The sequence below is a fragment of the Providencia sp. PROV255 genome, assembly GCF_028478065.1.
GTDB classification, from domain to species: Bacteria; Pseudomonadota; Gammaproteobacteria; order Enterobacterales; family Enterobacteriaceae; genus Providencia; species Providencia rettgeri.
In genome coordinates, this window is sequence record NZ_JAMPMI010000019.1 from 19,867 (window position 1) to 33,494 (window position 13,628).

Sequence of the window (13,628 nt, forward strand, 5' to 3'; positions counted from 1 at the left end):
TTCCCTGTTGGTAAGATATTCTATTGTGTTTGATTCAGGAAAGGTCAGAGCGGTGAATCAGCAAGGGTTAACAACTGCTGAAGTTGCTCAATCTGTATATTGTTCAACCCAATAAATGGTGCTGTACAATAATCTGAATTAACCACACCTTTTAGCTGCAACGCTTTCTTAAAGGTTGGGATGAATGGCGCATTGACGCCATATATAGCCATCAATTGGTCTACTCGTTGCTGGTGTTTTGCCACTAACGCTAAATCACCTTGGGTAAACGCCTGCATCCATGATGCAAAAAATTGCGGCACAATATTTGAAAGCCCACCAATGCACCCATTTCCCCCCGATAACACCACATGAGCAAAGTTATTATCGTAACCTGCGTACACCTCAAAATGAGGCAAGCGTGATTTCACCGTTTCAATCACTTGGGCGGTATGAGTCGTGTCAGGAATGGTATCTTTTAATCCGATGATATTGGGATATTTATCCGCTAAACGTAGGCAAACATCAGGGGAGACAGAATAACCTGTTCGTTCAGGAAAGTTATAAATGAAAATGTTAGCAGATGTTTTTGCTGCTATCGCACTGTAAAAACGAAAAACACCTTCATCATCTAGCGGGAAATAATATGGGCTAATAATCATCACCCCATCGATTCCTTTTTCATATGCATAGTTAGCCAATTCAATCGACTCTTCCACATCAAGGCGGCTTGCCCCTGCATAAACACGCATTTCCTCCTTGGGATAACGACCACATAGGTCGATGAGTTTTTTTGAGCTCTGCATATTGAGCGCAAAAAACTCCCCCGTGCTTCCCATAGTGACAAAACCGGAGACTTTGCCCTTCAATGAGTCATAAACACGTATATTTTGTTCTATATCCACTCGACCTTTGTCATCAAAGATGGTCACTACTGGAGTGATATAACGACTTTCCATACTGATAATCTCCTCGTTACCGATATTCATATATACAAACTACATTCATAAATAAAAACTATAAACAAGAAATCATGAATCATTGATTGAGTCAAATTCATACAACTCATATGAAAATTTTATGTAATAATCTGATTAAAAAGATATTTGAAGGGATTAAGTGGTCATAAAGCTAACTAAAGAATAATTTTTTTATTGCTAAATTTTGAGCAAAGTCACGCCTTTTGGATGACTTTACCCATTATTAAGAGTGACCAATTTGAGATTAAACGTATTCCTGAGATGATTTACATAGTGGTATTTTAAACCTAGAATAGCGACAAAATTAATCAGGGAGGTGGTTTAATGTCTACGGGGCACATGCCGACAATTCGGGTATTAGAAATACTGCAAGTTTTATCGGCTGAAAATACTGGGCTTTCTTTGACGCAACTTTCTGATAAAACACAAATATTAAAAGGGACGATTTATCCTATCTTAAAAACATTGGTTGAACATCGGTATATTAATTACGATGATAATAGCCAGCTATATTATTTAGGTATCGCCTGCTCGCTTCTTTCCCGCTCATTTTTCGAAAAATCCTATTGGCTAAAAATGGTTCATCGGGAAATGGTGCATATCGTTGATGAATGCAATGAAGTGTGCCAAATGGGGATTTTAGACGGTGCTAATGTGTTATACATTGATAAAGTTCAATCGGCGCAAAAGGTCCAATTAATCTCTAATATTGGAACTCGTTTGCCTGCGATTTACTCGGCACTGGGTAAGGCTATGATTTTTAACTACAGTGACCAGCAAATTTCCGAACTTTATCCTTCGGGTTTTACTCCGTTAACCCAATACAGCGTGCAAACTTTGGCTGAACTGCGCCTACAGCTTAACGCGGTTCGCGAAAATAGTTATGCCGTTGATAATAAAGAAATTGATGAAGAAACCATTTGTTATGCTGTCTCATTACGACAACGCAATAACATCATTGCGGCAATCAGTGTGTCTATCCCAACCTTCCGCATCGATGAACCCAAAGTGAACCAAGTCATCAAAACGCTCTTAACTAGTCGAGAACGTATTGAGCAAGAACTAAACACTCTTGACAATATTGAATTTTATACCTAGTTACAACGTTAAAAACGGATTGTTTTATTAAGATATATCACTTTAATTTATCGATTAATTTATATTAATCTTTTATTATTTGCATAATTGTTAGATAAATATTGCAAAAATATGGTTTGGCTAAGGAATATATATCGGAATCTCCCCTAATTAACTAGGGCATTATGCAAACATAAGTTAAATTATATGCCAAAGAGATCATATTCATCTTAAATAGTTAACATTTACGCGTATATTTTTACTTATTTTGCTGGCCAAAACTGACTTTATAAAAATTTTATATAAATTTTAAAAAATATTTAAACCTTATTTATCAAATGGATAAGTTGTAATTTAACATTAAATTAACCATTTTCACCACTCTCTCTAGAGAGTTCATGATCCATATCAAATTTATCAATTCTCCCCTTTGTTACTATTATTGCGTGCTATAATTAATCAACTTTGTAAGAGAGTGTTGGTATGAAAGCTGACAACCCTTTTAATTTATTGCCACCAGCTGTAATGGCGCAAGTCGCAGATGATGCCTCTGTTTATAAGGCAAATAAACATCCTGCAATTACTTACTTGTCAGCATTCACTGCCGGTATTTTTATCTCTATCGCATTTGTATTCTATATCACGGCAACAACCGGGGCAGCTGAAGCGCCTTATGGTTTCACTAAACTTATTGGCGGGATTTGTTTCTCCTTAGGCCTGATGTTAGTGGTTGTATGTGGTGCAGACCTTTTCACCTCCACCGTACTCACTATCGTCTCAAAAGCCACAGGTAGAATCACTTGGGGGCAAATGTTCCTCAACTGGTTTAATGTCTATATTGGTAACTTAATTGGCGCGCTGTTCTTTGTTGCACTGATTTGGTTTGCAGGACAATACACCGCAGCCAATGGCCAATGGGGATTAAATGTATTACAAACCACCAGCCATAAATTGCACCATACCTTTATTGAAGCGGTTGCATTAGGAATTTTAGCAAACTTAATGGTTTGCCTTGCCGTTTGGATGAGTTACTCCGGCCGTAGTTTAACTGATAAACTGGTCGTTCTAGTGTTACCTGTCGCGATGTTTGTGGCGAGTGGTTTTGAGCATAGTATTGCAAACATGTTCATGATCCCATTAGGTATTATGATTAAAGAGTTTGCACCTGCTGAATATTGGTCTCAAATAAATATGTCTCCTGATCAATTTTCACACCTAACAGTCGGTAACTTTATTACAGATAACTTAATTCCAGTTACTATCGGAAATATTATTGGCGGCGCGATTTTAGTCGGCCTCATTTATTGGTTTATGCATTTACGTAGTGGCCAAAAACATTAATAGCCACTGACACACACTAAAAGATTTATTAAGATCCCTAAAAGATCCATTGTTAAAAGGTAAAAGTATCATGTCCGAGTTAAATGAAAAATTCGCTTTAGCATGGCAAGGTTTTAACCAAGGTGACTGGCAGAATAACGTCAACGTACGTGATTTCATCCAGAAAAACTACACTCCATATGAAGGTGATGAATCTTTCTTAGCAGGCTCTACTCCAGCAACTGACACGTTGTGGGATAAAGTCATGGAAGGGATCAAAATCGAAAACCGCACTCATGCGCCAGTTGATTTTGACACAGATGTCGCTTCAACCATCACTTCCCATGATGCAGGTTACATTACTAAAGAATTAGAAAAAATCGTTGGTTTACAAACTGATGCACCTCTGAAACGTGGTCTTATCCCGTTCGGTGGTATCAAAATGGTTGAAGGCTCATGCAAAGCTTACGACCGTACTTTAGACCCTGAAATCAAAAAAATCTTCACTGAATACCGTAAAACTCACAACCAAGGTGTTTTCGACGTTTACACGCCAGACATCTTAAAATGCCGTAAATCAGGTATCTTAACGGGTCTACCTGATGCATATGGTCGTGGTCGTATCATCGGTGACTACCGTCGTGTTGCACTGTACGGTATTGATTTCCTGATGAAAGACAAATTTAACCAATTCACCTCTTTGCAAGAAAGATTAGAAAAAGGTGAAGACTTACAAATGACTATCCAACTGCGCGAAGAAATTGCTGAACAGCACCGTGCATTGGGTCAAATGAAAGAAATGGCTGCAAAATACGGTTACGATATTTCTGCACCAGCAACAAACGCACAAGAAGCAGTACAGTGGACTTACTTCGGTTACTTAGCCGCTGTTAAATCACAAAACGGTGCTGCAATGTCATTTGGTCGTGTTTCTACCTTCTTAGACGTGTATATCCAACGTGACTTAGAAGCAGGTAAAATCACCGAACAACAAGCGCAAGAATTAATTGACCACTTAGTCATGAAACTGCGTATGGTACGTTTCTTACGTACTCCTGAATACGATGAGCTGTTCTCTGGTGACCCAATCTGGGCAACTGAGTCATTAGCAGGTATGGGCCTTGATGGTCGTACTCTGGTAACAAAAAGCACATTCCGTTTCCTGAACACACTGTATACCATGGGCCCATCTCCTGAGCCAAACATGACTATCCTGTGGTCAGAAAAACTGCCAATGAATTTCAAAAAATTCGCAGCAAAAGTGTCTATCGATACCTCATCAGTTCAGTATGAAAATGATGACCTGATGCGCCCAGACTTCAATAACGATGACTACGCAATCGCATGTTGCGTCAGCCCAATGATTGTTGGTAAACAAATGCAGTTCTTCGGTGCTCGCGCAAACTTAGCGAAAACCATGCTGTATACCATCAATGGTGGTGTTGATGAAAAACTGAAAATGCAAGTAGGTCCTAAACATACACCAATCATGGACGAAGTCTTAGATTTCGATACTGTGATGAACCAAATGGACCACTTCATGGATTGGTTAGCAACTCAGTACGTCACTGCACTGAACTGCATCCACTTCATGCACGATAAATACAGCTATGAAGCTTCACTGATGGCGCTACATGACCGTGATGTATATCGCACCATGGCTTGTGGTATCGCAGGTCTATCTGTTGCTGCTGACTCACTGTCTGCAATCAAATATGCGAAAGTTAAACCAATTCGTGACGAAGACGGTATTGCTATCGACTTCGAAATCGAAGGTGAATACCCACAATTTGGTAACAACGACTCTCGTGTAGATGATATCGCGTGTGACTTAGTTGAACGTTTCATGAAGAAAATTCAGAAACTGCCTACTTACCGTAACGCGGTACCAACTCAGTCAATCCTGACCATCACATCTAACGTTGTGTATGGTAAGAAAACAGGTAACACACCAGATGGTCGTCGTGCAGGTGCACCATTTGGACCAGGTGCAAACCCAATGCACGGTCGTGACCAAAAAGGTGCGGTAGCTTCACTGACTTCTGTTGCTAAACTGCCATTTGCTTACGCGAAAGATGGTATTTCTTATACTTTCTCTATCGTACCAAATGCGTTAGGTAAAGATGATGACGTTCGTAAAACTAACTTAGCCGGTCTGATGGATGGTTACTTCCACCACGAAGCGTCTATCGAAGGCGGCCAGCACTTAAACGTTAACGTTATGAATCGTGAAATGCTGTTAGATGCAATGGAAAACCCAGAGAAATATCCACAGCTGACTATCCGTGTATCGGGATATGCTGTACGTTTCAATTCACTGACTAAAGAACAACAGCAAGACGTTATTACTCGTACTTTCACAAGCACAATGTAATAATTAGCTTATTAAAATAAAGTAAATTAAAGACCCCGCTTTATGGGGTCTTTTTATCTATACCAGCAACGATATTTTTTCTCTAAAGTTTGCGGTATGACAGATATTTTGGAGTGCCTGCTATGTCTATCGATGATACAAAAACCAAAACAATAGCGATAACTAATATGACAGAAACCCCAACCACACTCGGCCGCATTCATTCATTTGAATCATGCGGAACGGTCGATGGTCCAGGGATCCGTTTTATTGTCTTTTTCCAAGGCTGCTTAATGCGCTGCCTGTATTGCCATAACCGCGATACTTGGGACACCCATGGTGGCAATATCGTCACTGTTGACGAATTAATGAAAGAAGCCGTGACCTATCGCCACTTTATGAATGCGACTGGCGGCGGCGTTACCGCCTCTGGCGGTGAAGCTATCTTACAAGCCGAATTTGTGCGTGACTGGTTCCGTGCATGTAAAAAAGAAAATATTCATACTTGCCTTGATACCAATGGCTTTGTGCGCCGCTACGACCCAGTGATTGATGAACTGATGGATGTCACTGACTTAGTGATGCTTGATTTAAAACAAATCGATGATGCGATTCATCAAAAATTAGTGGGTGTTTCTAATCACCGTACTTTGGAATTTGCCCGTTACCTTGCCAAACGCAACCAAAAAACCTGGGTACGCTATGTTGTCGTGCCGGGTTGGAGCGATGACGACCATTCAGTACATTTACTGGGCGAATTTACCAAAGATATGAACAATATCGAGAAAATCGAATTATTACCTTACCATGAGCTTGGTAAACACAAATGGGAAACTATGGGTGAAGAATACAAGCTAGATGGCGTTAGACCACCATCAAAAGAAGTGATGGAACGAGTCAAAAGCATTCTTGAAAGTTATGGTCACAAAGTGATGTACTAAAATTATAGAGGCTCTTTGCAGAGCCTCTTATTTATTTGAAAAGCGGTAAATGGCCAATTAACTGAGTAACTGCTTTTTTATTTCCCACCAAGCCTATCCCTGCCAATTGAATATCTTTATATTGCTGTTCAGATAATTTCTGCTGATATTCATCATAAGTACGGCAAGATTGAGCGAGCAAACTAAAAGGAATGATATAAATATCATCTTTCTGGTAAGCTGCCACTTCAATCTCTTTCATATATTGCTCTGCGGATTTTAATATCGGTAATGGTGCATAAATCACCCCTGGGTAATTCATATTATCCAAACTATTAAGATCATTCCCTACCATATTATTGACTTTATTTCCTAAACTCACACCAATTACACTCGCTGCATTCATCGCTAAACCATTCGATAAGTTTTGGTTTACCACGATGGCACAACGGTGTTCTGTTGGATTAAAAATCATCTCTCTTTTCCCTTTTACTGTTTGTTATTGTTCTAAAACACCTCATTATTATTGCATTTAAAGAAAGAAATAGGCTTTCTAACTCAGTCATTACACGCTAAAATTTAGGCAATTTTATCCTATTTTATGCAATTTTAAGGTAAAGGCTTTCATTTATGGCAATAGATAAGACAGAAATAAAAATATTGAAATTACTACAAGATGACGCTCGAATAACGAATCAAGTTCTTGCTGAAAAAGTAGGCATGTCAGCCTCTCCCTGTTGGCGAAGAGTTAAAAAACTAGAAGAAGAACATGTTATTGAAGGATATCGCGCTATTCTCAATCGTAAAAAAATTGGCTTAGGTGTGATGGTATTTGTTCGCGTTATTATTGATAGCGATAGCGAGGCTGAAGCTCAAAAATTTGAACAAGAAGTGACTGAGCTCGAAAATGTTGTCGCTTGCTACAGTATTGGTGGTGATACCGACTTTTTATTGCAGGTTGTATCTCATGATTTAGACTCCTACGCCGATTTCGCGATGACAGTTATTCGCCGGTTACCGGGTATCAAAGAAATGCAAAGTATGTTTGTACTAAAAGAGATTAAGCCATTGGATGCTTACCCCATATCGCTCATTTAACCGCTGGGTAAATGGCATTTTGCTTACGTATTAATAATAATGATTATTTAATTTACTATTCACTATTAAATTAGGGTTTGGTCTTACTGTATAGAATAAAAAAAAACAGCCGTTTTCACTGTACTACTAAATACTCATACTCTATTCAATACATTAAGGTATAGATAATGGTCTTATTACAATAAAAAATATCTTATACAAGAAAATTTTAATCAAAAATACCTTACCAGAATAGTCTGCTTTATAATAAGTTAACTTATCTGCATACTACTGCCGATAAGTTACAAGAATGAGTATAAACTCAGAAAACTTATTAATAATAATATATTGCTAATTCACTACGACTAACAGGTTCCTTTCTTATCATGAATAATGAAAACTTCAGTGCAGATAACAACCCTGCACCTACAATTAACGCACAAACTCAAGCCGATACATTCGTTTTTCACGCAGAACCTCGCACAGTAGATGCAGGTGAAGGTGTTAACTGGATCAGCCAATCATGGTCTCTTGTTAAAGAAAAGCTGGGAATGTGGATCCTAATTAACATCGTTCTGTTTGCGGTGATCTTTATCATTTCAATGATCCCATTCTTGAACTTACTGATTACTTTTATTACGCCTATTTTTATTGGTGGTATTATTGCTATCAGTGAAAATCAACGTAAAACTGGCCAAGCAGAAATTGGGTTATTATTTGCTGGTTTCCAAAATAAATTCGGTACCCTATTTGCCGTTGGTGCCATCAACTTTGCGGCTAACTTAGTAGGCATGATCATCGCATTTATTATCGGTGGTTCTGCTATGTTTGGTTTATTGATGGAAAGCAACCAATATGGTTCACCATCTGACGCGGCTATCCTTGCATCTTCAGGTACATTCTTCTTTGCAATTATTATCATGGCCGTTGCTGCGTTAGTAGGTACTGCCTTGACATGGTTTGCTCCAGCATTGGTTATGAACCACGACTTCACTGTTGGCGCTGCAATTTCTGCAAGCTTACAAGCTGTTAAGAAAAATATCCTGCCAGGTCTCCTGTTCTTTATCGTTTTATCAATCTTAATGATAATTTCAGTAATTCCTTTAGGTTTAGGTTTATTAGTTTCTATGCCAATTATGTATGTTTGCTATTACAGCAGCTACCGCAGCCTGTTTTTCTCACAAGTAAAATAAACCAAAGTGTGATGGTTTAACGACTTTGCTAAATCATTAAATCAAAAAAAGGAAAGCAATTGCTTTCCTTTTTGCTATCCCATACAAATTCACATATATTCCTTTAAATAGTAATCTCCCTCTTTCCTTTCATAAATTGGAGCTGTTTTCCATGTATTTCGATATTACTGATTTAAAACTGTGTGTTAATGTCGCTAATGCAGGGAGCATCACCCATGGAGCGAAACTAACTTATCTTACACTGCAATCTGCAAGTGAACGGATACGTGGGTTAGAAAATGAATTAAACGTAGATATTTTTGTTCGCTCAGTGAAAGGGGTTTCATTATCAAATGCAGGTCATACATTTATTGAGCATGCGAAAACAATTTTGCAGCAAATTGAAGTAATGCAAGATGAACTGCAGCAATATAGTCGACACCTGCGTGGGCATATTAATATTCTTTGTAATACCTCTGCTCAAATGGAGTTTTTACCTGCCCGTGTTAGTGCTTATTTACGCCAGCACCCTGCGATGTCTGTGTCAGTGAAGGAAATGCCAAGTACTAATATCGTCACTGCAATCAGAAATAAAATCGCTGATATCGGTGTTATCGCAGATTCTACTGATCTCACCCGGCTGGATATCCGGCCATTCAGCTCAGATGAATTAGTTGTTTTTGTCCATAAAGATAGCCTTTGGGCAAACCGAGAAAATGTTCCATTTTCTGACATTATTGATGCTGAATTTATTGGTTTAATGGAAGATAACCCATTACAAAAACATATTGATAATAACGCCAAACAACAAGGCAGGCGGCTAAATTACCGGGTACGTATGCCAACATTAGATGCTGTAATGCAAGGAGTTAATGATGGCATTGGCATAGCCATTATTCCCAAACAAGCGGCACAGCGTAGCCAGCTCTCTGCGAGTAAAATAGTGCAATTGACTGAAATTTGGGCATGCCGAAAATTAGTTATCTGTGCACGAGATTTCAACCAATTACCTGATTACACTAATGAGTTTGTTAATTTCTTAATTAATTGGTCATCTGAAGGCTAATTTTGTCGCCATGTAAATTCCTAATCCGATCAAACCAATAAAAAAGCAACGACGGAATAATTTCTCGCTAATAATCTTGCGAAAATATTGACCAAGGTACATTCCACCAATAGCTGGTATTAAGGCAAAGGCAGATAAACTCCAATTAATATCATATTGTTGCTGGTCAATGGATAACTTGATTGCTAATGCAACTGTTGATGCGGTAAATGCTAACCCTAGAGCCTGAATAAGCTCATTTTTATTTAATTTTAAGGTTTGCAAATAAGGGACTGCTGGAATAACAAATACACCCGTAGCAGCCGTAATCACACCTGTGATATACCCCACTGTTGGTGAAAGCCATATTTCATGTTTCTTGGATGATGGCATTTTTTTTGCGATTAACCCCCATATTCCATAGATAATAAGCACGAAACCAAGTGCAGGTAGTGTCCAACCAGATGCTGAGGTTAAAGAAGGTAAAAAACTGAATATGGTGCCAAGTACCACCCCAATAATAAAACCACTGAGCCGTTTGATTAGTGCCATAAATTGTGGGCCAATCAATAATTGCCATATATTCGTGATTAACGAGGGAATAATTAACAAGCTAGCAGCGGCAGCAGGCTCCATTGACGTGCTTAATAACCCCATTGCGATTGTCGGTAACCCTAACCCAATCACCCCTTTTACAAGGCCTGCTAGTAAGAAAACACCAATAATTACACCCATTTATTTCGCTCCGATAAATTTACTTTACCGTAGAGTAATGTCCTACATTGAATAGTGCTATTTGGAAAATATTGAGGGGGGATCAGGTTTAGCCTGAGGATACGTTTTCAAAATGCTTTAAATTTGCAAAAAAAACGCGACTACTATGAGTCGCGTTTTACTTTTGAAGAAGTAACGGAAATTAACCGATGTACTCTAACCCTTTCATATATGGGCGTAATACTTCTGGAACTTCAATACGGCCATCTGCTAATTGGTAGTTTTCTAAAATCGCCACCAATGTACGACCAACCGCTAAACCAGAACCATTCAGAGTATGAACAAGTTGTGTTTTCTTATCACTCTTACCGCGGAAGCGAGCTTGCATACGACGCGCTTGGAAATCCCACATGTTTGAACAAGATGAAATTTCACGATAAGTATTTTGCGCTGGTAGCCATACTTCTAAGTCATAAGTTTTACGTGAACCAAAACCAATATCACCGGTGCATAAAATCACTTTACGATAAGGTAAGTTCAGTAATTGTAATACTTTCTCTGCATGGCCAGTCAGCTCTTCCAATGCATCCATAGATTTTTCTGGATGTACGATTTGCACTAACTCAACTTTGTCAAATTGGTGCATACGGATCAAACCACGTGTATCACGGCCATAAGATCCCGCTTCAGAACGGAAACAAGGTGTGTGTGCTGTCATTTTCAGAGGAAGTGAGTCTTCATCTAAAATTTCATCACGAACCAAGTTAGTCACAGGTACTTCAGCTGTTGGAATCAAAGCATAAGTGCTGCTGTCTGCTTCTTCTTCCAGTGGTTTAGTATGAAATAAGTCTTCACCAAACTTTGGTAATTGGCCAGTTCCGTAAAGCGTGTCATGGTTGACTAAATACGGAACATACAATTCTTGGTAGCCATGTTGTTCAGTATGTAAATCAAGCATGAATTGTGCCAATGCACGGTGCATACGAGCAATTTGCCCTTTCATGACAACAAAACGTGCACCCGTCAGTTTTACCGCAGCTGGAAAGTCTAAGCCGCCAGATAGCTCACCAAGGCTAACATGGTCTTTAACTTCGAAATCATACTGGCGAGGCTCACCCCAACGAGCCACTTCAACGTTGTCAGAATCATCTTTACCGTCAGGTACTTGGTCATCAGGGATATTCGGGATACTCAAGGCAATATCACGGATTTCTTGTTGCAGCTTTTCAAGCTCCGCTTTTGCAGAATCCAATTTTTCGCCTAATTGGTTAACTTCTAGACGTAATGGTTCGATATCTTCACCACGTGCTTTTGCCGCACCAATAGTTTTCGATCGCGAGTTACGGTCTGCTTGCAGGGTTTCAGTTTCAACTTGTAAAACTTTGCGGCGTTCTTCTAATTCACGCAGCTTTTCCACATCAAGGGTAAAACCCCTGCGAGCCAGTTTTTCAGCAACCGCGTCTAGCTCCGTACGCAGTAAATTGGGATCGAGCATGCTTATCCTGTGATTATTGTTAGTAATTAATGATACTTTTTGAGGTGCATTCCAGCACAACAAATAAAGTAAAGTATTTCGCTATATAACCTTACCGCATTGCCCAGTTTAGCGATAGCGTTTTGTGGTGCTAATTTGATCCTGTTGGGCTAACCAGTCTAGTTTTTCAGCAAACTTGCTTTCTTGACCCCGTTTCGTAGGGTAGTAATAACGTGTTGTTTGCATAGGTTCAGGAAAATAGTTTTCCCCTGCCGCATAAGCGTTAGGTTCATCATGCGCATAACGATACTCCTTCCCAGCTCCCATTTCTTTTAATAGTTTAGTTGGTGCATTTCGAAGATGTTCTGGCACATCGTAATCCGGTTGCATTTGTGCATCTTTAATCGCAGCTTTATAGGCGGTATAAACCGCGTTACTTTTTGGTGCACAAGCTAAATAAACAATGGCTTGGGCAATTGCACGCTCACCTTCGGCAGGCCCCACTCGAGTAAAGCAATCCCAAGCTGAAATGGCTACTTGCATCGCACGAGGATCCGCATTACCCACATCTTCTGATGCAATTGCAAGTAACCGACGAGCAACATACAAAGGGTCACCACCCGCAGTGATGATCCTTGCAAACCAATATAGTGCGGCATCCGGTGCTGATCCTCTGATAGACTTATGCAGCGCAGAAATTAAGTCGTAATAACGGTCGCCTTTGTTATCAAACCTTGCGGTTCGTTCACCACTGACTTCTTTTAATAAATCAGCGGTTAAAATACGCTGCCCTTGGCCATCCGCTTCGGCCATATCCGCCATCATTTCCAGCAGATTTAATGAACGCCTAGCATCCCCATTAACCAACTGAGCAACCATTTTGCGCGTGCTGTCAGGTAGAACAATATTTTGCCCACCAAGGCCACGAGATGAGTCTGCCAGCGCTTGCAGCAATACTTGTTCAATATCATTCTCTTCAAGAGATTTAAGCAAATACACCCTAGCACGTGATAACAACGCAGAGTTTAATTCAAATGATGGGTTTTCTGTTGTCGCACCAATAAATGTAATCGTGCCATCTTCTATGTGCGGTAAAAATGCATCTTGCTGGCTTTTATTAAAACGATGAACTTCATCCACAAATAAAATGGTTCTTCGCCCTGCACTACGATTTTGCCGAGCCTTTTCAATGGATTCTCGGATTTCCTTAATACCAGAGGTGACTGCTGAGATGCGTTCAATATCGGCTTGTGCATAATTACCAATAATTTCAGCAAGGGTTGTTTTGCCTGTTCCTGGGGGCCCCCATAAAATCATGGAGTGCAGATGACCCGCTTTAATCGCACGCGGTAACGGTTTGCCCTCTGCCAATAAATGCTTTTGGCCAATATATTGTTCAAGGGTTTCAGGCCGCATTCTTGCTGCTAAAGGTTGAAATTCATTCTGCGAAAAATCAAGAGACAGGTTACCCACTATATCCCCTTTTTTACCTCTTAAAATACCTTATATATTAACCA

Annotated in this window: 12 protein-coding genes; 7 read left to right on the forward strand and 5 right to left on the reverse strand. The window is 39.6% G+C overall.

Annotation, left to right across the window (positions count from 1 at the left end; genetic code table 11):
* Positions 1–44: 44 nt before the first annotated feature.
* Positions 45–938, reverse strand: coding sequence for a dihydrodipicolinate synthase family protein (locus tag PR725_RS17175; protein WP_109911033.1), 894 nt, complete (start codon positions 936–938; stop codon positions 45–47).
* 345 nt (positions 939–1,283) lie between these two features.
* Here PR725_RS17175 and PR725_RS17180 point away from each other — a divergent pair, with 345 nt between their 5' ends.
* The 4 genes from PR725_RS17180 (at position 1,284) to pflA (ending at position 6,650) form a co-directional block, all read left to right on the forward strand.
* Positions 1,284–2,057 carry an IclR family transcriptional regulator gene (locus PR725_RS17180; RefSeq protein WP_004909501.1) on the forward strand — a complete coding sequence of 258 codons (774 nt, stop codon included), beginning with the start codon at positions 1,284–1,286 and terminating at the stop codon, positions 2,055–2,057.
* Positions 2,058–2,519: 462 nt separating this feature from the next.
* Complete coding sequence (gene focA / locus PR725_RS17185) at positions 2,520–3,377, forward strand: formate transporter FocA (protein WP_109911032.1); 858 nt, start codon at positions 2,520–2,522, stop codon at positions 3,375–3,377.
* A 70-nt stretch (positions 3,378–3,447) separates the two neighbouring features.
* Positions 3,448–5,730: a formate C-acetyltransferase gene (gene pflB, locus PR725_RS17190; RefSeq protein ID WP_109911031.1), complete on the forward strand. Its 2,283-nt coding sequence runs from the start codon at positions 3,448–3,450 to the stop codon at positions 5,728–5,730.
* A 167-nt stretch (positions 5,731–5,897) separates the two neighbouring features.
* A complete protein-coding gene (gene pflA, locus PR725_RS17195) occupies positions 5,898–6,650 on the forward strand; it encodes a pyruvate formate lyase 1-activating protein (protein ID WP_042851778.1) in 753 nt (250 codons plus the stop codon).
* Between the two features lie 31 nt (positions 6,651–6,681).
* On the opposite strand, the gene PR725_RS17200 is transcribed toward pflA, so the two are convergent.
* Positions 6,682–7,104, reverse strand: a complete 423-nt coding sequence (locus PR725_RS17200) for a DUF2000 domain-containing protein (RefSeq protein ID WP_004909488.1) — start codon at positions 7,102–7,104, stop codon at positions 6,682–6,684.
* A 155-nt stretch (positions 7,105–7,259) separates the two neighbouring features.
* On the opposite strand from PR725_RS17200, the gene PR725_RS17205 reads away from it, so the two are divergent.
* From PR725_RS17205 to PR725_RS17215, 3 genes are all read left to right on the forward strand, one after another.
* On the forward strand, positions 7,260–7,727 hold the full coding sequence (locus PR725_RS17205; protein ID WP_004909485.1) for an Lrp/AsnC family transcriptional regulator: 468 nt from the start codon (positions 7,260–7,262) through the stop codon (positions 7,725–7,727).
* 365 nt (positions 7,728–8,092) lie between these two features.
* Positions 8,093–8,899 (forward strand): BPSS1780 family membrane protein, encoded by an 807-nt coding sequence (locus tag PR725_RS17210; RefSeq protein WP_004909482.1) that lies wholly within the window; start codon positions 8,093–8,095, stop codon positions 8,897–8,899.
* Positions 8,900–9,050: 151 nt separating this feature from the next.
* Positions 9,051–9,944 (forward strand): LysR substrate-binding domain-containing protein, encoded by an 894-nt coding sequence (locus tag PR725_RS17215; RefSeq protein ID WP_272569890.1) that lies wholly within the window; start codon positions 9,051–9,053, stop codon positions 9,942–9,944.
* On the opposite strand, the gene PR725_RS17220 is transcribed toward PR725_RS17215, so the two are convergent.
* The 3 genes from PR725_RS17220 to PR725_RS17230 form a co-directional block, all read right to left on the reverse strand.
* Positions 9,930–10,658 (reverse strand): sulfite exporter TauE/SafE family protein, encoded by a 729-nt coding sequence (locus tag PR725_RS17220; protein WP_004909475.1) that lies wholly within the window; start codon positions 10,656–10,658, stop codon positions 9,930–9,932. The genes PR725_RS17215 and PR725_RS17220 overlap by 15 nt on opposite strands.
* A gap of 181 nt (positions 10,659–10,839) precedes the next feature.
* The gene (gene serS / locus PR725_RS17225) at positions 10,840–12,132 is read right to left on the reverse strand and encodes a serine--tRNA ligase (protein WP_004909472.1); all 1,293 of its coding nucleotides are present in this window, start codon (positions 12,130–12,132) and stop codon (positions 10,840–10,842) included.
* Between the two features lie 108 nt (positions 12,133–12,240).
* Positions 12,241–13,584 carry a replication-associated recombination protein A gene (locus tag PR725_RS17230; RefSeq protein WP_004909469.1) on the reverse strand — a complete coding sequence of 448 codons (1,344 nt, stop codon included), beginning with the start codon at positions 13,582–13,584 and terminating at the stop codon, positions 12,241–12,243.
* Positions 13,585–13,628 lie beyond the last annotated feature (44 nt).

Excerpts from the sequence above, each read along its gene's own strand:
- PR725_RS17200 (WP_004909488.1), bottom strand. The coding sequence starts at position 7,104 with ATGATTTTTAATCCAACAGAACACCGTTGTGCCATCGTGGTAAACCAA.
- PR725_RS17175 (WP_109911033.1), bottom strand. The coding sequence starts at position 938 with ATGGAAAGTCGTTATATCACTCCAGTAGTGACCATCTTTGATGACAAA.
- focA (WP_109911032.1), top strand. The coding sequence starts at position 2,520 with ATGAAAGCTGACAACCCTTTTAATTTATTGCCACCAGCTGTAATGGCG.
- serS (WP_004909472.1), bottom strand. The coding sequence starts at position 12,132 with ATGCTCGATCCCAATTTACTGCGTACGGAGCTAGACGCGGTTGCTGAA.
- PR725_RS17205 (WP_004909485.1), top strand. The coding sequence starts at position 7,260 with ATGGCAATAGATAAGACAGAAATAAAAATATTGAAATTACTACAAGAT.
- PR725_RS17180 (WP_004909501.1), top strand. The coding sequence starts at position 1,284 with ATGTCTACGGGGCACATGCCGACAATTCGGGTATTAGAAATACTGCAA.
- PR725_RS17215 (WP_272569890.1), top strand. The coding sequence starts at position 9,051 with ATGTATTTCGATATTACTGATTTAAAACTGTGTGTTAATGTCGCTAAT.
- PR725_RS17220 (WP_004909475.1), bottom strand. The coding sequence starts at position 10,658 with ATGGGTGTAATTATTGGTGTTTTCTTACTAGCAGGCCTTGTAAAAGGG.
- pflA (WP_042851778.1), top strand. The coding sequence starts at position 5,898 with ATGACAGAAACCCCAACCACACTCGGCCGCATTCATTCATTTGAATCA.
- PR725_RS17210 (WP_004909482.1), top strand. The coding sequence starts at position 8,093 with ATGAATAATGAAAACTTCAGTGCAGATAACAACCCTGCACCTACAATT.
- pflB (WP_109911031.1), top strand. The coding sequence starts at position 3,448 with ATGTCCGAGTTAAATGAAAAATTCGCTTTAGCATGGCAAGGTTTTAAC.